At 47.4% G+C, this 22,053-nt stretch carries 23 protein-coding genes; 16 read left to right on the top strand and 7 right to left on the bottom strand.

The window, feature by feature from the left end:
• The first annotated feature begins 24 nt into the window (after window positions 1-24).
• Window positions 25-726 (top strand): ArsR/SmtB family transcription factor, encoded by a 702-nt coding sequence (locus CWC22_RS15415; protein ID WP_138538588.1) that lies wholly within the window; start codon window positions 25-27, stop codon window positions 724-726.
• Here the strand turns inward: CWC22_RS15415 and CWC22_RS15420 are convergent.
• Both CWC22_RS15420 and CWC22_RS15425 read right to left on the bottom strand, forming a co-directional pair.
• Window positions 704-1,078, bottom strand: coding sequence for a PH domain-containing protein (locus tag CWC22_RS15420; protein ID WP_125562847.1), 375 nt, complete (start codon window positions 1,076-1,078; stop codon window positions 704-706). The two genes, CWC22_RS15415 and CWC22_RS15420, sit on opposite strands and share 23 nt — an antisense overlap.
• An 80-nt stretch (window positions 1,079-1,158) precedes the next feature.
• A complete protein-coding gene (locus tag CWC22_RS15425) occupies window positions 1,159-1,341 on the bottom strand; it encodes an alternative ribosome-rescue factor A (RefSeq protein WP_138538587.1) in 183 nt (60 codons plus the stop codon).
• Window positions 1,342-1,538: 197 nt separating this feature from the next.
• On the opposite strand from CWC22_RS15425, the gene CWC22_RS15430 reads away from it, so the two are divergent.
• From CWC22_RS15430 to CWC22_RS15445, 4 genes are all read left to right on the top strand, one after another.
• Window positions 1,539-2,525 carry an alpha/beta fold hydrolase gene (locus tag CWC22_RS15430; protein ID WP_138538586.1) on the top strand — a complete coding sequence of 329 codons (987 nt, stop codon included), beginning with the start codon at window positions 1,539-1,541 and terminating at the stop codon, window positions 2,523-2,525.
• An 82-nt stretch (window positions 2,526-2,607) separates the two neighbouring features.
• Window positions 2,608-3,645: an NAD(P)H-dependent flavin oxidoreductase gene (locus tag CWC22_RS15435; protein WP_138538585.1), complete on the top strand. Its 1,038-nt coding sequence runs from the start codon at window positions 2,608-2,610 to the stop codon at window positions 3,643-3,645.
• Between the two features lie 126 nt (window positions 3,646-3,771).
• On the top strand, window positions 3,772-4,584 hold the full coding sequence (locus CWC22_RS15440) for an ABC transporter permease (RefSeq protein ID WP_138538584.1): 813 nt from the start codon (window positions 3,772-3,774) through the stop codon (window positions 4,582-4,584).
• 256 nt (window positions 4,585-4,840) lie between these two features.
• On the top strand, window positions 4,841-5,185 hold the full coding sequence (locus tag CWC22_RS15445) for a hypothetical protein (RefSeq protein ID WP_125562855.1): 345 nt from the start codon (window positions 4,841-4,843) through the stop codon (window positions 5,183-5,185).
• A gap of 149 nt (window positions 5,186-5,334) precedes the next feature.
• Here CWC22_RS15445 and CWC22_RS15450 read toward each other — a convergent pair whose 3' ends face one another.
• Window positions 5,335-6,411 carry a ChaN family lipoprotein gene (locus CWC22_RS15450; RefSeq protein ID WP_138538583.1) on the bottom strand — a complete coding sequence of 359 codons (1,077 nt, stop codon included), beginning with the start codon at window positions 6,409-6,411 and terminating at the stop codon, window positions 5,335-5,337.
• Between the two features lie 425 nt (window positions 6,412-6,836).
• Here CWC22_RS15450 and CWC22_RS15455 point away from each other — a divergent pair, with 425 nt between their 5' ends.
• The 5 genes from CWC22_RS15455 (at window position 6,837) to CWC22_RS15475 (ending at window position 14,242) form a co-directional block, all read left to right on the top strand.
• Entirely contained in the window at window positions 6,837-7,157 is a 321-nt protein-coding gene (locus CWC22_RS15455; RefSeq protein ID WP_138538582.1) for a DUF6482 family protein, read from the top strand.
• A gap of 360 nt (window positions 7,158-7,517) precedes the next feature.
• Window positions 7,518-7,817: a DUF3088 family protein gene (locus CWC22_RS15460; RefSeq protein ID WP_138538581.1), complete on the top strand. Its 300-nt coding sequence runs from the start codon at window positions 7,518-7,520 to the stop codon at window positions 7,815-7,817.
• Between the two features lie 120 nt (window positions 7,818-7,937).
• Complete coding sequence (locus tag CWC22_RS15465; RefSeq protein WP_138538580.1) at window positions 7,938-8,426, top strand: DUF523 domain-containing protein; 489 nt, start codon at window positions 7,938-7,940, stop codon at window positions 8,424-8,426.
• Between the two features lie 200 nt (window positions 8,427-8,626).
• On the top strand, window positions 8,627-11,944 hold the full coding sequence (locus CWC22_RS15470) for a leucine-rich repeat domain-containing protein (protein WP_138538579.1): 3,318 nt from the start codon (window positions 8,627-8,629) through the stop codon (window positions 11,942-11,944).
• A 489-nt stretch (window positions 11,945-12,433) separates the two neighbouring features.
• Window positions 12,434-14,242: a cytochrome c peroxidase gene (locus tag CWC22_RS15475; protein ID WP_138538578.1), complete on the top strand. Its 1,809-nt coding sequence runs from the start codon at window positions 12,434-12,436 to the stop codon at window positions 14,240-14,242.
• A 117-nt stretch (window positions 14,243-14,359) separates the two neighbouring features.
• On the opposite strand, the gene CWC22_RS15480 is transcribed toward CWC22_RS15475, so the two are convergent.
• On the bottom strand, window positions 14,360-15,016 hold the full coding sequence (locus tag CWC22_RS15480) for a hypothetical protein (RefSeq protein WP_125562870.1): 657 nt from the start codon (window positions 15,014-15,016) through the stop codon (window positions 14,360-14,362).
• A 226-nt stretch (window positions 15,017-15,242) separates the two neighbouring features.
• Window positions 15,243-15,812 carry a hypothetical protein gene (locus CWC22_RS15485; RefSeq protein WP_138538577.1) on the bottom strand — a complete coding sequence of 190 codons (570 nt, stop codon included), beginning with the start codon at window positions 15,810-15,812 and terminating at the stop codon, window positions 15,243-15,245.
• A gap of 265 nt (window positions 15,813-16,077) precedes the next feature.
• On the opposite strand from CWC22_RS15485, the gene CWC22_RS15490 reads away from it, so the two are divergent.
• The 6 genes from CWC22_RS15490 to CWC22_RS15515 all read left to right on the top strand — a co-directional run bounded on the left by CWC22_RS15490 (window position 16,078) and on the right by CWC22_RS15515 (window position 20,624).
• The gene (locus CWC22_RS15490) at window positions 16,078-16,308 is read left to right on the top strand and encodes a helix-turn-helix domain-containing protein (RefSeq protein ID WP_125562872.1); all 231 of its coding nucleotides are present in this window, start codon (window positions 16,078-16,080) and stop codon (window positions 16,306-16,308) included.
• 122 nt (window positions 16,309-16,430) lie between these two features.
• Window positions 16,431-17,831, top strand: a complete 1,401-nt coding sequence (locus tag CWC22_RS15495) for a DEAD/DEAH box helicase (RefSeq protein WP_138538576.1) — start codon at window positions 16,431-16,433, stop codon at window positions 17,829-17,831.
• Window positions 17,832-17,948: 117 nt separating this feature from the next.
• Window positions 17,949-19,340, top strand: coding sequence for an ATP-dependent RNA helicase DbpA (gene dbpA / locus CWC22_RS15500; RefSeq protein WP_125562876.1), 1,392 nt, complete (start codon window positions 17,949-17,951; stop codon window positions 19,338-19,340).
• Window positions 19,341-19,503: 163 nt separating this feature from the next.
• On the top strand, window positions 19,504-19,761 hold the full coding sequence (locus CWC22_RS15505) for a type B 50S ribosomal protein L31 (RefSeq protein WP_010384175.1): 258 nt from the start codon (window positions 19,504-19,506) through the stop codon (window positions 19,759-19,761).
• A gap of 5 nt (window positions 19,762-19,766) precedes the next feature.
• Window positions 19,767-19,904, top strand: coding sequence for a type B 50S ribosomal protein L36 (gene ykgO, locus CWC22_RS15510; RefSeq protein ID WP_046003577.1), 138 nt, complete (start codon window positions 19,767-19,769; stop codon window positions 19,902-19,904).
• A gap of 315 nt (window positions 19,905-20,219) precedes the next feature.
• The gene (locus CWC22_RS15515) at window positions 20,220-20,624 is read left to right on the top strand and encodes an ExbD/TolR family protein (protein WP_125562878.1); all 405 of its coding nucleotides are present in this window, start codon (window positions 20,220-20,222) and stop codon (window positions 20,622-20,624) included.
• Window positions 20,625-20,659: 35 nt separating this feature from the next.
• Here CWC22_RS15515 and CWC22_RS15520 read toward each other — a convergent pair whose 3' ends face one another.
• Window positions 20,660-21,418, bottom strand: a complete 759-nt coding sequence (locus CWC22_RS15520) for a substrate-binding periplasmic protein (RefSeq protein WP_138538575.1) — start codon at window positions 21,416-21,418, stop codon at window positions 20,660-20,662.
• Window positions 21,419-21,520: 102 nt separating this feature from the next.
• Complete coding sequence (locus CWC22_RS15525; protein ID WP_138538574.1) at window positions 21,521-21,907, bottom strand: hypothetical protein; 387 nt, start codon at window positions 21,905-21,907, stop codon at window positions 21,521-21,523.
• Window positions 21,908-22,053: the final 146 nt, after the last annotated feature.

The following is a 22,053-nucleotide window of genomic DNA, read 5'->3' on the forward strand; positions in this document are numbered from 1 at the left end:
CTTCGGCCTATATCGAACTATCTAATGCACGATCCCGACATCACAGTAATTGCCAGCTTGATTGGTGAACCTACCAGGGCACGTATGCTCCTTGCCTTAATGTCGGGTAAAGCCCTGACAGCAACAGAGTTAGCACTTGAAGCAGACATCACTGCGCAGACGGCAAGCAGCCATCTGTCAAAACTGGTTGACAGGTCACTCATTACAGTCAGAAAACAAGGCAGACACAAATACTTCCAACTTAAAGGTCAGGCTGTTGCGGGTTTGATTGAACAGCTACTCACACTCAGTAGCAGCACAGTACTGAAAACCAATAGTGGGCCAGACGACCCTTATCTTCGACAAGCACGCGTATGTTATGACCATATTGCGGGTGAACTGGGCGTTCAGCTCTATGATGCGCTGGTCGCGGCGAACTACATAGAAGATAAACAAGCACAGACTTTGCTGACACCCAGAGGCACTGCATTTTTTGAGCAGCTGGGCGTCTGTTTTAGCACCTTTAAAGAGAAAAAACGGCCGATCTGTAAATCATGTTTGGATTGGAGTGAGAGACGCAATCACCTGGCAGGTAGTCTGGGAAACTGGATCCTGAATGATGCACTTGAACGAGGCTGGCTGAAAAGAGTACCCGATTCACGAGTACTCATTTTCAGTGATGAAGCGCACAGTAAACGCTTTGCTAAAACCTATGGTTTAAAACTCACAGACAATACTGAGAAATAATTTTATAGACCTGATTAATGTTGTCGCCTGCTTTGAATTCTTTGGTTAGTGGCTCAGGCTCAGAACCTATCCAGATTTTCAGCTCAGCGTCCAAATCAAAATGACCAGCCGACTCCTTACTGAACTTAGTGATTTTGCTATAGGGAATGCTGAGCATTTCCACTTTAGAGCCGGTGACACCTTGCTTGTCCACCAGGATAAGTCGTTTGTTAGTAAACACAAACATATCCCGAATGACTTTATAAGCCTGCTCAACGCTTTCCCCGTCTATCAGGGTATCATTTAATAGCTTGTCTAGCTCATCGCTGTCTACTTCACTGGCATTACCCAATAATCCACTTAATAGTCCCATCTGATTGCTCCTTTTATTTAATCAGCCACAAGCTTAGTAACATAACATCCGTTTGTCGAAAGCCTTATCTTATTGCTCGCCTAAGTTGCAATAAGGTAAGGCTCTCGGCCTTGATGCTTGTCTTTTCGACGATAGCTGCCTTTGCCTTTTTTACTTTTCTCAACTTTGCTTTTGAACAATGGACTGGTTACCAATGCTTTCAAGGCATTGTCTTTAATGTCGCCACGCTGATGGTCGTGGGACTGGCTGCGTTTGCTTGCCATACGTAGTATACTCCTGAATATAAGATGAAATATTAGCCAGTTTTGGCTGCGCTGATTATTGATGTATTTAGACCGCTATGCAAGTACATTTTAGTGGCAAAACATAAAAATCTTTTGCTTCCTTTACGCTGCAAATCAAGAATGTAACTCTCTATGAGCTATACTTTTTTTCAAAGTTGAATGACTCTGTTAAACCTATGCGTAGCATTAAAACCTCAAATGGTCTCACTCTGAGCTATCAGGACTGTGGTAACCGACATGCACCAACCATTATCCTGATTATGGGACTGGGCGCGCAAATGACCGTATGGCCCGATGAGCTGTATTTTGGTCTGGTCGAAAGAGGGTTTAGAGTGATCCGCTTTGATAATCGCGATACCGGATTATCGAGTCATCTTGACGAACATGGTACCCCCAACCTGTTCAAAACCTGGTTACGTCGTAAGGTCCCTTTTGGTAAGCAGGCGCCCTATTCACTGGAGGATATGGCAAACGATGTACTGGCGCTGATGAAAGCGTTAAAAATCAAAAAAGCACACCTAGTTGGCGCTTCTATGGGTGGCATGATTGCACAGATCCTGGCGGCCAAACAGCGCAAAAAGGTACTCAGCCTGACTTCAATTATGTCTAACGCTAACAACCAGTTAATCTCTGGAAAAAGCCTAGGAGTATTATTAAAACTGGCTCGCCTGGCACCGCGTAATAACAGCCCTCAGGCCGCGATTTCTTATAATGTCAGACTTAACCAACTGATTGGGAGCCCAGCCTACCCGCGAGACGAACAGACTCTGCGTGAGCAAGCGACCATGCACATCAGCCGAGCCCACAACCCGGCCGGGTTTAAACGCCAGCTTGCTGCCATTACGGCCAGCGGTGACAGGCGCCATTTGCTCACCCGGATTAAAGCGCCCACTTTGGTGATCCACGGCACCCACGATCCCATTTTTCCGCTCACAGCAGGCCAGCAAACTGCCGCCGAAATTCGCAAAGCAAGACTCAAAATCGTTGAAGGTCTGGGCCATGACTTTCCGCCTATGCTGATGGGAAAAATGGCAAAGTGGATTGCAAAGCACGTGAAAAAAGCCGAACTCAAACGGCTAAAAAAGAAACGGAAGAAAAAGACGGCTACTGAGCAAGTCGAACGACTATCAACACAAACGAGTAAGCCCGACCCGTCAAGCTAAGCCTGGTTTGAAATATTCGCTTTTCTTATGTACTACTTTCCCGGTATGCTTACAACACATCAGACCAGTTCAAATCATCAACATGAAAACACGTATTACCCATTTGCTTGGCATAGAAAAGCCCATCATTTTACCCGGCATGAGCTGGATCTCGGTCCCTGAACTTGTAGCGGCCGTATGCAACGCCGGTGGGCTGGGGATTTTAGCCACCGGGCCACTGACACAAGAGCAAACACGCCAGGCCATCGCCAAAATTCGCACTCTGACCGATAAACCCTTTGGCGTTGGAGTCACCTTACTGATGCCCGGCGCAAAAGAAAATGCCAAGGTCGCTTTGGCTGAGCAGGTGCCGGTGATTAACTTTTCTCTGGGCAAAGGTGACTGGATAGTGGAAGGCGTAAAACGCTACGGCGGTAAAACCATTGCCACTGTGGTCACCGAAAAGCACGCACTGGCTGCACAAAAAAGCGGTGCCGATGCCTTGCTGGTCACCGGTCATGAAGCCGCAGCCCATGGTGGTGAAGTAACGTCGCTGTGCTTAGTGCCTAATATTGTCGAACTGGTCGACATCCCAGTGATCGCAGCAGGCGGGTTTTCCGATGGCAAAGGCTTACTGGCTGCTCTGGCATTGGGCGCTGATGCCGTAGCCATGGGCTCTCGCCTGGCTACCAGCACGCAAAGCCCGGTCCATCAGAATGTCAAACAAGCGGTGGTTGACAAAAAGGTGGCGGACACCATTTACTCTAAAAACTTCGATGGCCTGTATGCCCGGGTAATGAAAACCCCGATGGCAGAAAAAGCCACCCGCCGTCCCATGAATCCCATAGTGGCAGTCTTTAAATCCTTTAAAGCGTCAAAAATGGTCGATATGCCGCTGTGGAAATTACTACTGGGACTACTGGCCCAGTTCGACAAAATACGTATGCTGACTCTGTTTGGTGCCGCCACAGAAAAACTGGAAGCCGCCACCATAGCGGGCGACCTGGAAAACGGCGTACAGTTTATTGGCCAGTCTCAGGGAATGATCCGCGATATCGAACCCGTTGAGGTACTGATGGAACGCATTATGGTTGAAGCAGAAGCCGAGCATACCCGGATCAACAAACTCATGATGCAATGACCTTAAGCTCAAATTCGCTCTCGCTAAACAACGATGCATGTTAGCCAAGCGATGGGGTGCTCTTAAAGGGTTGTCTGTGTAATAATTAACTGTAATTAAAACACTTAACCTTATCCAGACACCCAGATGCAACAGGTAATCGACATCCAGTGGTGGCAGCTGGGCTTATTCAGCCTGACCTTGCTGCTGCCCTTTACCATTAACGCGCTGTACCAACTCAAGATTGGCAAAGAAGCCGTTATCGGACTCATCCGCATGGTCGTGCAGTTATTGCTGGTCGGCCTGTATCTGGAGTACCTGTTTACGCTCAACAACTTGTGGATAAATCTGGTCTGGTTACTGGTGATGCTACTGGTCGGCAGCAGCGCAATTATCAGTAAAGCCCGCCTCCCCAGGCGACCGTTATTTCTGGCTGTCTTTACGGGTTTATGTGCAGGACTGTTACCTTTGCTGGGCTTCATTACTGTAGTGGTTGTTCAGCCAACCCCGTATTACCATGCTCAGTACCTGATCCCACTGGCAGGCATGTTGCTGGGCAACAGCCTCAATGCCAATATTGTTTGCCTGCAACACTTTTTCGACGCCTTTAAAACCCGCTGGTCTGAGTATGAAGCCGCGCTCTCACTCGGGGCACCCGTGCGCGCAGCCACCCTGCCCTTTGTACAAAACGCCCTGCAAAAAGCGCTCGCGCCTATTCTCGCCACCATGGCCACCACAGGCCTGGTCTCACTGCCCGGCATGATGACCGGTCAGATCCTTGGCGGTGCCAGCCCCATGGTAGCCATCAAATATCAGGTGATGATCATGATAGCCGTCTGGGTCATGATGAGTGTATCTATCACGATGTGCTTGTTTATTGCCGTACGCAATGTGATCAGTCCGCAGGGCAGACTAAATTCTGAATGCCTGGGGCTGGAAGCAAACAAACATAGAACATAATTAAACCCATAAACAATAAACTCGCTTCCAGCGTACCTGTCACCGTTTGCATATTTATTAGTATCGCACGCATGGGCCTGTTATCTCTGATTCGCGAAGCGGCTTGAGCTATGGATTGATTTATGGAACAATTCCGCACTTATTTACCCACTTCATTTATTGTGAGCCTGCTGATTTATATGTCAGTTAAATGCTGTGCACTTAGCACCATCAAAAATAGGCTCAATGCATCCAAAATTCATTCAAAGGAATAATTATGAATCTTTTAAAAAAAATATCTGTCTCCCTCGTTTTCCTGGTCAGCCTTCCAGCCTTTGCTGATTCTTTTTGTACAGGCAAGGTTACAAAGCTAGGTGTTGGCCGTCATGGAGTCGTTTATGTGTCTGGTCCTGGCGGTTTGCCCGTCGTTTATTTGTGTAATCTTCAGGGTAAGAGCAATGGTATCGAGACTGAAAGTTGTAAAGCAATGTACAGCTCACTGTTGGCTGCGAAGGCGCAAAACAAACCAGTAAGCATTACATTCAACCCTAATATTGGCTCTTGCTCAGGCTTAAGTTCTTGGCGATATGCGCCAAATGTCAACTGGGTTATTTCTGAGTAATATAACCTGAGACTATTCGCCAATGGCTCACTTGTAACTGTTGGCGCTTCCCACCTTCATATCGTGAAGCCTTTATATTAAATGGCTACCTGAACCTGTAGAGCGAGAAAGCAGCAATCGATCAGTTTAGTGCTCACATTGCTGTATGCCTAATTCCTGACTTGGTTATTCCCAAAGCTACAATCTTGCTTGGAGCGCTTAAATACGTTTTTCATCCAAACCTTCTGGTTTTTCGCTGTTTTTACCTGCTCAGGTAAAGCGTAAATCAACAACAAATAGTCACCCGTTACCATATCTTTGTCACTAAATGAGGGCGAGTTGGCATCTGACACCATAACGGGTTGAATCACAGCAGTCTGATTATTTCTGCGTAACTTCAACCTCTCAACGGTGCCCAGACCTGATGCTGAGTGGAAATGGCCGTTCAAATGAACCAGTTTATGCTTCGGATGAGCAGCCAATGCCCTATCAATTGACTCCGCCATGGTGTCATCACGTACCACCTGAGCATGGTAAGTATTCAGATAAGGTTTAGTCCGCTTTGAGTGCTTGTCAGTGCTTTGGGCGTCAGGCTTGTTACCCATTGACCCGGTGAACTTTTCAAAATAGGCGCCTTCCTCAGGCATATAGAACGAAGCAGCTATTTGATTTTTTCGTTGGGCAGGTAATTTATCCAGCACACTGAGACCCTCTCTACCGGTACACACAACGATGTCTTTTGGCGCATTGGCAGCAATGACTGGCAAGCCTCGTTGTTTTGCCATTTCTACCACTGGACGATAACTGCTTTTATAGTTTTCCCAGGCGCGCGCAAAATGACGAAGAGACCACTCACCTATCTTGCCACTCAGGTAGTCATCAACAATTGGTTGTACATCACGTTCAAATTGCTCCATCGATAAAATCACTTTTTCACCGCTGTCCAGCATGCGTTGGTAAATCACAGCTTGTGCAAGGTGATTACCGGGATGACCATGGTTTTCTCCAATAAAGACAACATCATATTCAAGAAGCCCACCATTACTGAGGCTGAGATCGACCACAACGGGCTTACCACTTCTTACATCAATGAGTTCATAGTCATACAAATTAACCAGCGGTCGAGTGAGCTGCCATCTTCCTTCCGTTGCGATTAATTTCTGTGAAGGTGACGAATTATGATTAAGTGAACAAGCACTTAAAAAAGTAAAGGTGATGACAATACAAGCCGTACAAAGTTTGTTCACGAGACCCGTTCCTCCTGAAAAATAATATCAAAATATCTGCCAAAGAAGCGTAACTGGCGCCTTACAGCTAATAAAAGTCCCAAGAGTTTGATCTTAGTCTTTGTAACGCTCGTACAGCCTTTTGTTATACCCATTTGCTTAGTTAAGTGCGCCATTTTGAGGCGAGAAAACATCGTCAATAACTAGGCAAAAATCTTGCTATTTAGTTGTTCTCAATAAGAAGTTTTTGGCATCGTTAGCGTCATATTTGCTCCTTCAAATTGAACAGATAGTAAGTGAAATTGGTATTCGTAAATTGCATAAACAAGCGACCCTGATTCAATACTCCTAGCCTGCACGACAAGCTTGGCTATATTGCTGAGAGTAACCGGAACTGAGCCATTACTCAGGCACAAAATCAGACATTCATATACGGTGACGAAGACATGAAGGTATTCTATAGAGACTTGGCAGCAAAAAAAATTGATAAGCTGGTCATTAACTCGCTTGATCAGGCGCTGTACCAGGCAATAGTCATCATAAACGGCGAAGAGCATATCGTCTGGCAAAATGAAAAAACAACGTTATTAACCCGGAATTTAACAGAGATGCGGGAATACTTTGAACAATTTGATATCCATGAAATAGCGCTCAGACACGAAAGTGCTTACGACGAAATGATAGGTTCAGAGCCAAAAAAGAACAGCAACAGGTTAGAAGTCCCACTCGGTAAAAGCCCCTACGCTTTACCAAAACACTTACACTGAAGCTTTGCGTGAGACAGGCAAACATTTCTCTTTTCTAAAAAGCCCCTGGCGCTCCGCCATCTATCTGCTCGACGCGCCTTGCTCCTGAAATAAAACCAGCATGCGTATTGAAGTGAATAATAAGAACACGAATGGTGGTGGCGGTAACTAAGCAAACTAATAAGTAACCTCTACATCACCGATTAGACTGCTAAATTACCACTCTCCAGATGCTTTTATTTGAAAACAAGCACCGACCCCACCTCCATCACAGTGCTGAATATATAAACGCTCTCAGTGTTTACTAAAAGTCTATTTTAGACTTCCTTTCAGTATGTTAGGATTAACTAACCAATCAATTGTGCGAGTGTGGCGCAGCCCATGAAACCAAAATTATTTGTTCTGAAAATGCCGTTCGAAGACGGTCCCGGAAAAATGTGGATTTGTTCACATTGCGCATTAATAGAAGGGGCGTTATCGGCCAATCCGCATTGGCTAGAGGCTATTGATGTTCGTCGTATCGGCTTTGCAAAACCTCGCAGTGAAGTTGTTGCACTTTTAGGTGAAGACAACCAGTGGCTGCCTGTTCTCATTTTAAACAAGCATCATACGATTACTGATCCTGTGGAGATAATCAATTACCTGGCAGAACAATTTGGCGGTGCCAGTGTACACCCCTAACTCAGAGGTAATGGCCTAAAAGCTTAGTTCCGATTAGCTATGGCTATAGGTCATACCGAATATAAGACTGGCCACCTCAGTCAATTACCCAGACTTGGGCTGTTTAGAAAGGAGTTACTGTTGGAAAAAGTGCTTGTAAGTGCCTGCTTGCTTGGCAACAAAGTTCGCTACAATGCCAGCTGTTTGTCGATCCCCGATGCTGATTTACACTGGCTTCAATCAAATATGACACTGGTTGCGCTTTGCCCTGAAGTATCAGCGGGGTTACCCACACCCAGAGCCCCGGCTGAAATCACAGCAGGACAAGGTCTGGATGTGCTCAACGGCGCTACCAGGGTAATTGAGAAAGATGGCACTGACGTCACTGCAGCATTTATTGAAGGCGCAGAAAACGCATTGGCACTGTGCCAACAACAACAAATCAAATATGCCGTGCTGGCACAAGGAAGCCCTTCCTGTGGCAGTGCAAAAATCTATGATGGCACATTTAGTGGCGTCAAAATCAATGGTTCAGGCGTAACGGCAGCATTATTGACCCGCAATGGCATTCAGGTTTTCAGCCAACATACAATATCTCAGCTGCGAAATTTGCTACACAGGCTGAGCTAGCAATTGAAATAATAAAAGCATGCGGCAACACTGAAACTCCCAGTGTTAACAAGGGATCTAATAATAGTTTCATAATTTACTACATTTACTATATAGTTTTTTCAGGTACAGGATTACAATAGGCGAAAACAATGCCAATACAGCGCCCTATAGGTCGCTGCAATACGGCAATCTAACAATAAAGCCTCTGGAGTACCCAAGTGACACACAGATCTATTTTCCCTGCGGCAGCTCTGCTCTCTCTTTTCTTGAGTGGCTGTGGCGGTAGCAGTGACAACACGAATGATACAAGTCAATCTGCTTCAATCGAAACCTTTACCCTGAACACCAATATTACCGGCTCCGGTAGCGCTACGCCTGCAACGCGAGAAGTGCCCAAAGGAGGCACTGTTCATTTAGTATTAGAACCCGGCGAGGGCTATTACACGGACTCTGCGACAGGGTGTGGCGGCACACTGACTGGTAATCAGTATATCATTGAAAACATGCAGGCAGCCTGTACTGTTGATATTGAATTTAAACCTCGTATAGCTATCAGTGAACTGGATCTAGACCCAGCATTGGCACAGTGCTTGGCCAACCATGGTGACTATCAGTACGCTGACGAAGTCACTTATTTGTACTGTGATCAACCTGTCAGTAACGCAGACCCCATCAAGCACTTTAGAAAGCTCCAATCTCTAGACCTGTACGGTCAAGACCTGGTAAATCTGGACGTCTCAGAAAACCTGGAGCTAAGCTCATTGACGATTTCAAGCGCACAGCTTGCGGCACTTGATGTATCAAACAACACGAAACTCGCGCACCTGTACGTGAATGACAGCCAGGTCCAGTCTTTGGATGTATCCAAAAATATCGCTCTTCTAGACCTGAGAATAGACAGTGGACGACTTACAACCCTGGATATCACACAAAATAAGCAGCTCTATTCCTTATCCGTAAACGCTGCTCAATTAGAAACGCTGGATGTGTCCAACAACCCTGACTTAGTCTCTCTGGGAATAAGCAGTCAGGTGCTATCCGATCTTGATCTCAGCACTAACCTAAACCTTGAAGGTCTGAGTCTTAACAATACGCGACTAACCACTCTGGATCTCTCTGACAAGACCAAGCTTGTTCACCTTTGGATTAGTAACCTGGCAATCACAGCGCTGGATCTATCACACAATTCAGCACTCTCTAGTGTGTATCTCTACGACACCCCGCTGAGTAGCCTGAACTTAGCAAACGCATCGCAATTGAGAAATCTGGAAATGATTAGCAACCGGATAACCAGTCTGGATCTCACTGATGCGACACAGCTGGAATATTTGTGGATATCCGACAATCAACTTACCCAACTTGATCTCAGCAAGAATAGCGTCCTGACAAGTGTCGATCTGTCCGGTAATGCGTTAACCACAATTGACCTGTCCAACAACCCAGCTCTGACCATTTTAAATCTGGCATCCAACAATCTCTCCACCCTGGACTTGTCAGGACTGCCTAACCTCACAGAGCTCAACGTACAAAACAATCAGCTAAGTGTGTTGGATATCTCTCGCAACCCAATGCTTGGGGCGCTTCACTTGTCGAACAACCAGCTAACGCAACTGAACTTTCCAGTGAATAATTCACTGACTGAGCTGGCGGTGTCTGGTGATGAGTTTACCGAGTTGGATTTTTCAAACTTCAAAGCCCTCACAAAGCTGTCTGCATCAGGCGCTCAGCTGAAAACCATTACACTAGACCAAAATACGGACCTGGAGGAACTCACGGTATTCGCATATAGTTTGCAACAGTTAGATGTTTCCAAAAACACCAAACTCACCAGATTGCAAATCGAAAGCGATGCGCTTATTGAGCTGGACGTAAGCAAAAACACAGCGCTGCAAACACTGCAAATATACAACTCTCGACTCACTGCGCTGGACCTCTCTAAAAACACCTCGCTGACAGAGTTGGCTGTCCTGGCGTGGGGCATACAAAACCTAAATATTCGTAATAACCCATTACTTGAGAAGTTGTCAGTTTCAAGTGAGCAGATCACCATGCTCGATTTATCCAATAACGCACAGCTGAAGTACCTGTCAGTATCTGCCACGCAGCTAACTCAGCTGGATGTTTCTGCCACTCCCAACTTAAAAGAACTCAGAGTAAACAGTGCTCATCTGAACAACCTGACACTCTCTGAGTTAAAACAACTAGAAGACCTGAAACTGAGCTCTATGCCAATAAGCACTTTGGATTTATCCGCTCATCCTAAGCTCATTGACCTCGACATTAACAGTTTGCCCCTTAACAGTCTTGACCTGTCTAAAACACCGGCACTTGAGCGTCTGTCAATCTGGTCGACACCACTTACCAGCCTTGATCTCTCACACAATGCCAAACTGGTTTACCTCTCAGCCGATTTCAATGCACTGGAACAACTGGATATCTCCAACAACACAGAGTTAACTAGCCTGTCAGTAAGCAGCAATGCACTGGCCCACATCGACTTATCTGCCAACACACAACTAGAGTTTGTGAATTTGCCTTATAATCATCTTACGCAATTGAACATTGCCAGCAACACTGTGCTTAATCACCTTGATGCTGATGGCAACCAACTGACGTCATTGCATATTGCAGATCTGCCCCTGCTAGAATCGGTATATCTGAGCAGCAATCCACTGGATACTTTGAAAATCACCAATGCGCCTTCTCTGGCTTATCTCAATGCCAGTGACAACCTGCTCAATTCAGTTAGCCTATCCGGTATCGCTGCGCTCAAAACACTCAGGCTTGCTTACAACCAGTTGACAGAGCTGGAACTATCTGCTGCCTCAGCACTAGAGACTTTAGATACAAATTCAAATCAACTCACTAAATTGAACCTGAGCAACAACCCAGCTCTTACTTCCCTGAATGTGGAAAACAATCAACTGTCTTCTCTGATTGTGGGCAGTCAGGATTCTCTTACTGAGCTACGGGCAACATACAACCAGCTGACAGAGCTCAACCTAACGGCGGCCCCATCTCTTGTTACGCTGGAATTAGACAACAACCTGTTGACGCACCTGGATACCACGGCAAGCACAAGACTCTCGTCAGTGAATGTAAACTACAACCAGTTGGCGCAGCTTGACCTCGCATCCAACTCAGCTTTGAAGAGCTTGTCAGTCTACGGTAACCAACTCAGTAAGTTAGATATATCTGGTCAAGCCGAGCTCACTTATGTTGATGCAAGAAACAACAATATCGCTCAGCTAAACCTCGCCAATAGTGCCGCATTAGAGTACTTACTGGCAGAAAGTAATCAACTAACGGAGCTAGATACATCGGATAACAGTGCGCTGACTGAGCTAAACTTGGCAAGTAACCAGATCACGTCACTCGATTTAACAAATAACAGCCAAATAAACTACCTCAATTTGCACTACAATGCATTGTCACACATCGATGTCAGTTCAATTGAACAAGTGTACTACTTTACACTCGACTCTGGCGTAACTTGTACCGGCGACATGTGTTCATTTGCCAATTACGTCTATTGATAACCTGCTAAACAGTAACTGGCACACAAAGTGTGTCAGTTACCCACACAACAGCCTCTGTGATTGCCGCACAATGCGACGCTTAACTTCATCCGCACATTCACATAACTGGCCCGAAGTGCCATCACTTAAGAATGCTTCTCCCTTCTGAACCGGGTAATCGTATTAACTAGCTATTGTTTACAATGAGCCAGACTAATTACCTAGTCTCATTACAGTTTATCTTTGCTGCGCATCACCCACCTTTGAATAAATACTCTAGTAAAAACCGACAAAAAAACAGAAAAAAGGATGGTTAAAAACAGAATAACTACACATTTCTTCCTTATTTCATTCCTACACTAATGTTGGAATGACAATTTTTTATTCCACACAATAATGACTTTTCTGATCGCACGTGAGGAAAGCTATTCACACTCTCAATTACGTTATATGTACAGCTATACCTGAGCGCTACCCAACCAGGTTTGGCTGTTAAGGAACCTATCCATGAAATCAAGACAATTTTGGCGATGGTTGCTGCCCTTGTGCTTATGCTCTGCACTGGCACAAGCGGACACCAACACACTGCCCACGCCACAGCAGTTAACCGCAAAAGTGCACAGCAGTAATCAGGTTGCACTGACCTGGCAAGCCCCCGAAGACACCAGCAACATTAGAGGCTATCGCATTTATCGTGATGGCAAACGTATTGCCCGCACCACACTAACCTTTTATCAGGATAACAGTGCAATGGCAGGCACTGAATACAGCTACTTTGTTCAGGCTTTTGCCAAAGGCAGAGACAAAAACAAGCTCATCAGCGATCCTTCAAACACCGAAACAGTGACCACCCTGTCGACCGACAGCAATGATGGCATGCGTAATGGCTCAGTGATCAATATTGGCATTGCTCGCCTGGTCGATTTGTGTGGCACCAATGACCTCAATGCCGTCCCCGATGACCAGCTGGACACTTGTATGGATAAAGTCATTGCGCACTATGAGTTGCAGCAGGGACTGGAAGATATGCAGGCGTATGTTGCACGCTATCGTCGCCAGGAAGATCCGCAATTAATTGCCCTGGGCAAAAGGCTGTTTTTCAGTAAAGCACTGAGTCAGGATTACGATACCTCCTGCGCTTCATGCCACCACCCGGCACAAGGCTGTGGCAGTGACGGCTTGTCTTTATCTATTGGCGTCAATGCCGAAAACCCGGACGTGATGGGACTGGGACGTACCGATGGGAGTATGATCCCTTCAGTTGGGCGCAGTTCACCCCAGATCTGTAACACCGCCTTATGGGTCAACAGCATGTTCTGGGACCAACGCGTTAAATTACGCCAGAGCAACCGGGAAAGCGAAGTTGGCCTGGTATCAACCGCGCCGATTATGACACCCGAAGATGAAGTTACCCGACTGATGAATAGTCAGGTTGCGAATACCGACCCATTGCGTTTGCTCATGGCACAGGCACATTTCCCGGTGACAGCCGCCGCTGAAATGGGCGATCCAAGCAGTTTTGAATCGCCGCAAGTCTACCGTGAATTTATCGCCTCTCGCTTATCCGATGAATGGAAAAGCCATTTTTCAGCAGCCTATGGTGATGAACAGGTTAACTTTTTGCGCATCGCCAGAGCCCTTGCCGCCTATCAGGCCTCGTTCCTGTTTATCGACAACCCTTTCTTCAATTACATAGAAGGCGATCTGGCCGGTTTGAATAATACCGAGAAACGCGGTGCCTTGCTGTTTTACACCTCCGCAGGCTGTGCAAACTGCCACGATGGCGTGATGTTTACACCCGAAAAAACCCGCGGTCCTCTCTACCCGCAAATTGGCCCGAACGCCGTGGCAGATGGCAACGCTAAAAACCAGTTCCGGATGCCCAGTCTGCTGAACGTCGGGATCACTGCCCCTTATGGTGACAAAGGAGTCTTCCAGACACTGGAACGCGTTATTGAACACTACAATGATGTAACCGGCTCTCTGGAAAGCTTCTATCACAATGTAGAAACCTGTCAGTTACCTCAATTTCAGCACCTGACGACAGACCAATGCCGCCAGATTGTTGGCGGAGGCGAAGACTTTGTACTGACACTGAATGCTCAGAACCGGGCCATCTCCGACCGCGGCGACGAAGCAATCATCAAACACTTCACCAGTGATGAAATTCATTATCTGGCAACTTTCCTACGCTCACTGACCGATCCGAATGCAGTGGCTGGCAGTAATGCCATAGAAGTCCTCGTTCCACCTCGGGATGGTGGGCCTGATGGCCATCAATTTGATGCCATAGACAAAAACGGTAATTCACTTTAACCCCCAACCAAAAGGGCTGCACATCGCAGCCCTTTTATAATACCAATTTCGCTTAATACCTGTTCAATTTGAAGGAGCAAATAGGTATAAAATCACATTAGCTCGTCCGGTTAAGCCTTACATATAACTCTCTGCATCATAGAAAAGCGGCTTCAACGTACCGCAATTAATGAACTTGTAGGTTAACTCACCCTCGCTGGGCACCCGCTTGGAGGCGCGGAATTTTTGCAGACAGGCGCCAGTTAAATCAACGAAGATCAAATGATTGAAACTGGGCTTTTGCTGGATCTTATGCACATATATCCGCTCCGTTTTATTGATTTCTATGACGTCATATTCATGCCATTGTGAAGCAGGTTCCAGTTTACTTAGCTTGCGGGCAAATAGTTTATCACTCAGTACCAGTTGTCGTTCGGGATACACCAAACGACCCCCACGGGCATAATGGCCCTCGTATACATCGGCCATAATCGTCACTTCTTCGCCGCGCTCAAGTCGCTGTAAATTAAACGGCTCTGGCTTAATGGTGATGAGTTTTGAGTCACGAACCAGGCTTAAAAAAGCCACATCCGGATTTTCCAAACGATATACCACATGTATGTCGTTAGGTAAGCTGTATGATGGAAAGTTCGTGGCGTAAATACGGGAGCCTCTGTTCATCAATGCCATCCCATGCTCCCCCTTATATGCGGGATTAAGCGGCGGGGCTTGTTTTTCATTGGCTAAGGCCGTGGCAGTAAAGAATAACGTCGCTAATAACAGAATCACGTGCATTGTCAGTGTCCTTGTGGTGTTTTCACTCAGTATAGCAAGCAATCACAAACACACTCGGGGCGGAACCGCCATAATCCCTCTGTAGCCTGGAATATTTACACATTGCACAAGACAACCTGTGTACAAATCCAGTTCCAATCACCCGTTCAAGCAAAGCAGCACATGAAAAAGCCGCTCAGACTCAGTCTGAACGGCCCATTATCAACGTTGCCAAAAAGTGTATCGGTTATGGCTTAACCGGGATAAGGTTAAAATTCTCTAGTCGACCTTCCAGGTTGCGGTGCGCTTCAATCTCAGCAAAGAACGCCTGGCCATTGCGTGTCGCTGGCTTAACGACTGAGTAAAAGACAAAGTTCAGACCTGCAACAACCTGTTGCTGTGCAGCCAGGATGTCATAATGTACGCCAACCAGCGACTCTATCTGCTCTGCAGCCGCTTGCTCAGCCTCAGTGAAATCATCACGCAGTGCAACACCGTCAAATGAACCAATAGGCGGCACAAGTACAGGGCGGCTTAATACGCGCTCTGCCGTTTCTGTGTACTTGTCATCCAGCGCATGGATCACGATAACTTCAAGCTTGTTTACTTTTGCCACACCCGGTGCAACAACCGGCTCAACCAAACAATAAAACGCATAGTTAGTGCCATTCACCAATTGCGACTGACCAGCCAATGGGGTGATTTTAACACCGTCACGCTGATTGATGTGCTCAAACGCATTGATAAAGTCTTTGCTGAAATCTTTCGCCAGTACAACTGCACCATAGGCACCCAGGTTATGAACTGTTTGAGACATAATAGTTTCCTTATTATTTCCAGTAATCCCGCACCATGCGGGGCTTATTCAACTGGCCCTCAGTGTAGATGCGAATGAACCGCTTTGTGGTATCAGTTCAGTATCAGTTTGGTATCAGTTACCCAACCTTGAAACCTAAGCCATTAGGGTGAAAAAAAGCTGACAGCCTGTAGCATAATCTGAACACCTGAAGTGTTAATGGTATGTGGCAAAAGGCTCCAATGGCTGCTAGCCTTTGATCCCAAATTCAGTCAGGAGCACCTCAATGGACGGCAGAGTGAAACTCAATTGTCATCGGCTCAAGGAACTTAGAAAAAGCCTGGGCCTGAGTCAGGAAAAATTGGCCTGTGCTTGCCAGGATCAGGCTTTGTGTGTGTCTATTGCCACACTGAAACGTGCCGAATGTGGCAGTCGCGTCTATTATCGCACCGCTGGTGACCTGGCACGCTTTTATCAGATCCCGGTTGCAGAGCTGCTCAGTGAGCAACCCGGCTGACTCTCTGCCAGCTCACCGTCGCCCGCAATAGCGGCCCCGGCAAATATCAAAGGGTGACAAAAATTGCTATGTTGGGGTAAATCTTGTACTCTTCCGGCCCGCATTCTTCAGAGTACACAATCATGAGCTTCAGCAGTCTCGGCTTATCTCCAGAAATCAATCAAGCCGTAGCCGATCAGGGCTACTCAACGCCAACCCCCATTCAGGAGCAAGCGATCCCCGCTATCCTGCAAGGGCGAGACATCATGGCGGCAGCCCAGACCGGCACAGGTAAAACCGCAGGCTTTACCCTGCCAATGCTGGAACTACTCAGTAAAAAACCAAAGGTCCAGGCCAATCAGGTCAGAGCTTTAATCCTGACACCCACACGCGAGCTGGCCGATCAGGTCTGGCAAAGTGTTGAGCTGTACAGCAAACATCTGACCTTATCTTGTCAGGTTGTCTATGGCGGGGTCAAAATCAACCCTCAAATGATGAAGTTGCGCAAAGGCGCCGACGTGCTGGTTGCAACGCCTGGCAGACTACTCGATCTGTACCAGCAAAATGCTGTGAAATTTGATCAACTGGAGATGTTTGTACTCGACGAAGCTGACAGAATGCTGGATATGGGATTTATTCATGATATCAAACGTCTGATCAAACTACTGCCACAGCGTCGCCAGAACCTGCTGTTTTCAGCCACCTTTTCTGATGAGATCCGCAATCTGGCAAAAGGCCTGATCCAGGATCCGGTTGAGATATCCGTGGCACCAGCAAACAGCACCGCCAAAAGCGTAATCCAATGGGTGTACCCGGTTGATAAAAGTCGCCGTACAGCACTGCTTAAACACCTGCTGACGACCCATGACTGGCAACAGGTACTGGTCTTTACGCGCACCAAACATGGGGCCAATCGCCTGGTACGGGATCTGGAGAAAAGCAAAATTAACGCGGCAGCCATTCATGGTAACAAGAGCCAGAGTGCGCGTATGAAAGCACTTGCGGGCTTTAAAAGTGGCGAGTTGCGTGTGCTGGTGGCCACCGACATCGTCGCGCGAGGCCTGGATATCCAGGAGCTGCCACATGTTGTCAACTTTGACTTGCCAAATGTGTATGAAGATTACGTGCATCGTATTGGTCGTACAGGCCGTGCAGGCGCGACAGGTGAAGCCGTTTCCTTTGTCAGCGAAGACGTCGCCAGTGACCTGTTTGGCATTGAGAGACTGATCCAACAACTGATCCCACGGGTTGTTGAACCGGGCTTCGAGCCACAAAACCCGGTACCAGAGTCAAAGTTAGACACACGCCCCATTAAACCCAAAAAACCTAAAAAGCCCAAGAAGCCGAAAACCAATACGGCTCAGCAAGGTGGGCAGAACGGCCAGGCCAACAAACCAAAAAGCAACCAAAAACCGGACGCTGGCAATGACAAACAAGGCGCGCCAAAACGTCGCAGAAGACGCCCAGCTAACAGCCAGAATAAACCGGCGAGTCACAAACCGGCTGCACAGAAAAAGTCCAACCCGACTAGCGGAGCGAAGTAAAACGTTTAACACGCTAACTTTGCAGCAAAACACGATGCCACCGGGCAAGACATACCATCGGGTAGTCTGCTTCCGTGGCATGTTATACTTACCCTTTCAACCAAAAAGAAACCAGCTATGAGCACCTCCACGCCATTTTCCAGCATCAATTTGTCCCCTGCTTTGCAAGAAAACCTGACCTCTCTGGGTTATCACACCATGACCGACATCCAGGCTCAGACACTGCCACAGATCCTGGCCGGGAAAGACGTCATCGGTCAGGGCAAAACCGGCTCGGGAAAAACCGCAGCATTTGCCCTTGGCCTGCTTCATAATCTCAAGGTTAAGCGCTTTCGGGTGCAGGCGCTGGTTGTTTGTCCTACCCGGGAGCTGGCGGATCAGGTCGCTGTGGAGATCCGTAAACTGGCACGAGCCATTCATAATATTAAAGTGTTGACCTTGTGCGGCGGCGCCCCAATGGGACCACAAATAGGCTCTCTGGAGCACGGCGCGCACATTGTGGTTGGCACACCCGGACGTATTGAAGAGCATTTACGCAAAGGTCGCCTGAGTTTAGATGAGGTCAATACCTTTGTGCTGGACGAAGCGGATCGCATGCTGGAAATGGGCTTTGAAGAAGCCTTGGATTGTATCGTCTCACACTGCCCACAGCAGCGCCAGAATTTGTTATTTAGTGCCACTTATCCGGCGAAAATAGAACAGCTGGTTGGCCATATTATGCGTGACCCGGTTAAGGTTGAAGTGATCGCGCAACATGACCACAGTACCATAGAGCAGCATTTCTATGAGGTGGCCGACAACGCCGAGCGTGACACCGCACTGCATAAGCTGTTACGACAGTTTCAACCTAATGCTGCGGTGGTATTTTGTAATACCAAGGCCCAGTGTCAGGACATCAGCGAGATGCTTCAAAACTATGGTTTTGACTGTGCAGCCCTGCATGGTGACCTGGATCAGAAAGATCGGGATAAAACCCTGGTACGCTTTGCTAACCGCAGCTTAACTGTGCTCGTTGCGACCGATGTTGCAGCTCGAGGCATAGATGTGGACCATGTCGACATGGTCATTAACTACCACATTGCCCACGACCCTGAGGTCCATGTGCATCGCATTGGCCGTACAGGTCGCGCCGGAAAAACCGGGGTAGCCTGCTCGCTGATGAGCTACAAAGAATCGCACAAAGTGAATATGCTGGAAGACTACCTCGACTTGCGTATTGAACCCACTGCACTGCCGGGCGAGCAGGTACTCTCAGCTCAGATTAATCGCGCGCCTATGGTCACGATACAAATTGATGGCGGCAAAAAAGCCAAGTTACGCCCGGGCGACATTCTTGGGGCACTGACTGCCAATCAGACCTTACAAGGCGATCAAATCGGTAAAATCAAAGTCACCGCCATGTCCTCCTATGTTGCGGTAGAACGCAAGTACGCCAATCAGGCAGTCAAAATGATCAGTGAAGGGAAAATGAAAGGCCGTAATTTCCGTGCCCGTAAGCTCACTCGCTAACGATCATAGTTCTTTTAAGTGGTGGCAGCTTATCCATTAAAGCCGCCACACTCACTCTCATTTGGCCCAACCACAAAGACACGATTGCGAATTATTTTCATTTACTGTTTTCATTGCGGTTTTGTTATGATATAACACACGCACTGAATTATTGGAGAAGAAAATGAAGCCAGATATCCACCCTGATTACCACTTAGTTGCCTTTCACGATACCTCTGTAGACAAGTATTTCATTGTTGGTTCTACTATCAAAACCGACCGCACAGTAGAAGTAGATGGAGTGACTTATCCCTATGTGCCTATCGATGTGTCGAGCGAGTCTCACCCTTTCTACACAGGTAAACAAAAACTGGTTGCCAGTGATGGCCGTGTTGCACAGTTTAACCGCCGCTTTAAGAATCTGGCTGGTAAAAAAGGATAATCACCATGAAAGTACTCAGCTCGCTAAAAAGTGCCAAGTCTCGTCCAGGCTGTCAGGTAGTTAAGCGTCGTGGTCGTGTGTATGTGATCTGCAAGGATAACCCGCGCTTTAAAGCTGTTCAGGGCAAGAAGAAAAAGCGCTAACTAAAAAGTTTAATACAGTCGGCTCGTGAGCAGCCGGCTGCCTGCAACGCCCGCCAGCATCACTCACCAGCGACATGAAACAAGCAACTGCAGCCGACTTATGCAGCTGGCTGGTTTCCAGTTCCCCCAAATATCACTGTGGTCATAGCCCAGCGCCATAGGCTCCCATGTACAACGACACGGCAGTCCGTATTCAGCCTTGCAACCACCGCCCTTGAGCAAAGTAAAAGTTTGTAAACATTAACGGTACATTAAATCAAAACTAACAACCGGGGTCTACGCTGAAAGAGAAACAACAAAAAAGGACCTGTAATTATGGTAAAAACTGCACATCAACGTACTCCTTCTGACGTCACCGTAGACATGAACCCCATGCTGGATATCGTATTTATCCTGCTGATTTTCTTTATTGTCACCGCCAGTTTTGTCAGAGAAAGCGCCCTGCCGCTCAACCGGACGGATCAAGCGGTCACCTCTGTGGTGCCCAGCCTGACGCCGGTATTTTCAATCGATGCTAAGAATCAAATCTACCTGAACAATCGGCAAATCGACCTCGACAGTGTCAGTATTAACATTGCCCGTCTCGGCGCAGAAGGGGATATCACCAGCATCAGTTTGCGAGCACACCCTGACAGCCAACATGCCACACTGGTTAGTGTACTCGATGCGATCAAAGCCCAGACCAGTGCGCCCGTCTCTTTGGGCGAAACACTGAAATAAACTTAACGGAGGCCCGGCAGACGTGCCGGGTCAACTCATTGTTTTGCGACCTGCACATACTTAAACCACTTTTGCTGTATACCTGCCAGCTTGCCGTTACTGCTGATCGCAGCAAAACCATCCCGATAGCGGGCCACCAGTTTGGGGTCGGAGTCAATATTAAAAGCAATACTGAGATTGGTATTAAGCTCTGTCAACTCCGCAACCTTGTTTAGGGTATTAAAGTCCATACCCGCCTTATTCGCTCGCTGCCAGATGGTTTCTTCGGTGCCCACCACCAGATCCAGGCGATCTTTTTCCAGCATTTGCAGTAATTGCTCTTCATAACTGAGCGGTTTGAGATTTGAAAACTGTTGTTTTGCCAGGTAGTGGGCAACATTAGACCCCCGCAGTACAGCCACCCGATGCTGTTTAAGCAACATCAGAGCGTCTGATTGCACGGGAAAGCGACGTTTCAGGCCCCACAAATAAATGGGGTCCGTCTGCACTTCCCCAATCCAGTGAAACAGCGGACTGCGTGCCTGAGTATGAACAATAGAGTAAATGAGCACATTTTCGGTCGTGACCGCGGTCTGATAGGCCCTTGCCCAGGGCATGACGGTAATATCCGGCACATCGCCCACCTGCTGGCACAAAGCATGCAAAACCTCGGTCATAAAACCGCCTAACGAGCCGTCCTCATTCTTGATTTGATAAGGGTACAGATATTCAGTGACCACCTGAACGGTTGCACCACTGGCTGGTCGCCCGGTGCTGAGACACAGCGCCAAACACAAGAACAACACCCACTTCATAACGCCCCCGGTACAACAATGGCCTTACTGTTAGTCTAGGGGCTTAGGTTATTATTGCAAATTACACACTATTAAATACCAGATGTGCTCATATGGCCCGGGTTACTGCACCTTCTTCCAGATTTCCCGCTCCACAAACTTGCCATTTTCGTACAGCTCATGGTGCCACAAATCGCCTTCCACTTTATAACTGAAGGCCATCGTCCTGCCCAGCAAAGAGGTGACGTTGCCGTACTCATAGGTCTCAATAAACCTGTCTCCCTTCAGCACATAGGTACCACCGCCAGCGTATTTGAACTTTCCCTGGCTCTGGGTGATATAGCTATGATGCGTGGGCGTGATTAACTTCACTGAGGTTAATTCCGGGGCTTTGGCAGACACAATGCCCTCTTCCGTGGCATAGTGCCCTTCAACAAACTCCCAGCTACCCAGTAATGGATTAGCCAATGCCGAGCCGCTCAGCAGCGCCGTTAAGATCAGAGGTTTCATAATAGTTCCTTGAATAACATAATGTACGTATGAGTTTTACATACCTGAGCCGGAAAAACAGTTGAGGATCTCTCAAGTCGGTACACGCAGCATATGGCCTGCTTAAGACATCTATAGTGCCGATGTATCAGGCTTAAAGTGCACAT

The sequence above is a fragment of the Pseudoalteromonas rubra genome, assembly GCF_005886805.2.
GTDB classification, from domain to species: domain Bacteria; phylum Pseudomonadota; class Gammaproteobacteria; order Enterobacterales; family Alteromonadaceae; genus Pseudoalteromonas; species Pseudoalteromonas rubra_D.

Excerpts from the sequence above, each read along its gene's own strand:
- CWC22_RS15415 (WP_138538588.1), top strand. The coding sequence starts at position 25 with ATGCACGATCCCGACATCACAGTAATTGCCAGCTTGATTGGTGAACCT.
- CWC22_RS15420 (WP_125562847.1), bottom strand. The coding sequence starts at position 1,078 with ATGGGACTATTAAGTGGATTATTGGGTAATGCCAGTGAAGTAGACAGC.
- CWC22_RS15425 (WP_138538587.1), bottom strand. The coding sequence starts at position 1,341 with ATGGCAAGCAAACGCAGCCAGTCCCACGACCATCAGCGTGGCGACATT.
- CWC22_RS15430 (WP_138538586.1), top strand. The coding sequence starts at position 1,539 with ATGCGTAGCATTAAAACCTCAAATGGTCTCACTCTGAGCTATCAGGAC.
- CWC22_RS15435 (WP_138538585.1), top strand. The coding sequence starts at position 2,608 with ATGAAAACACGTATTACCCATTTGCTTGGCATAGAAAAGCCCATCATT.
- CWC22_RS15440 (WP_138538584.1), top strand. The coding sequence starts at position 3,772 with ATGCAACAGGTAATCGACATCCAGTGGTGGCAGCTGGGCTTATTCAGC.
- CWC22_RS15445 (WP_125562855.1), top strand. The coding sequence starts at position 4,841 with ATGAATCTTTTAAAAAAAATATCTGTCTCCCTCGTTTTCCTGGTCAGC.
- CWC22_RS15455 (WP_138538582.1), top strand. The coding sequence starts at position 6,837 with ATGAAGGTATTCTATAGAGACTTGGCAGCAAAAAAAATTGATAAGCTG.
- CWC22_RS15460 (WP_138538581.1), top strand. The coding sequence starts at position 7,518 with ATGAAACCAAAATTATTTGTTCTGAAAATGCCGTTCGAAGACGGTCCC.
- CWC22_RS15475 (WP_138538578.1), top strand. The coding sequence starts at position 12,434 with ATGAAATCAAGACAATTTTGGCGATGGTTGCTGCCCTTGTGCTTATGC.
- CWC22_RS15480 (WP_125562870.1), bottom strand. The coding sequence starts at position 15,016 with ATGCACGTGATTCTGTTATTAGCGACGTTATTCTTTACTGCCACGGCC.
- CWC22_RS15485 (WP_138538577.1), bottom strand. The coding sequence starts at position 15,812 with ATGTCTCAAACAGTTCATAACCTGGGTGCCTATGGTGCAGTTGTACTG.
- CWC22_RS15490 (WP_125562872.1), top strand. The coding sequence starts at position 16,078 with ATGGACGGCAGAGTGAAACTCAATTGTCATCGGCTCAAGGAACTTAGA.
- CWC22_RS15495 (WP_138538576.1), top strand. The coding sequence starts at position 16,431 with ATGAGCTTCAGCAGTCTCGGCTTATCTCCAGAAATCAATCAAGCCGTA.
- dbpA (WP_125562876.1), top strand. The coding sequence starts at position 17,949 with ATGAGCACCTCCACGCCATTTTCCAGCATCAATTTGTCCCCTGCTTTG.
- CWC22_RS15505 (WP_010384175.1), top strand. The coding sequence starts at position 19,504 with ATGAAGCCAGATATCCACCCTGATTACCACTTAGTTGCCTTTCACGAT.
- ykgO (WP_046003577.1), top strand. The coding sequence starts at position 19,767 with ATGAAAGTACTCAGCTCGCTAAAAAGTGCCAAGTCTCGTCCAGGCTGT.
- CWC22_RS15515 (WP_125562878.1), top strand. The coding sequence starts at position 20,220 with ATGGTAAAAACTGCACATCAACGTACTCCTTCTGACGTCACCGTAGAC.
- CWC22_RS15520 (WP_138538575.1), bottom strand. The coding sequence starts at position 21,418 with ATGAAGTGGGTGTTGTTCTTGTGTTTGGCGCTGTGTCTCAGCACCGGG.
- CWC22_RS15525 (WP_138538574.1), bottom strand. The coding sequence starts at position 21,907 with ATGAAACCTCTGATCTTAACGGCGCTGCTGAGCGGCTCGGCATTGGCT.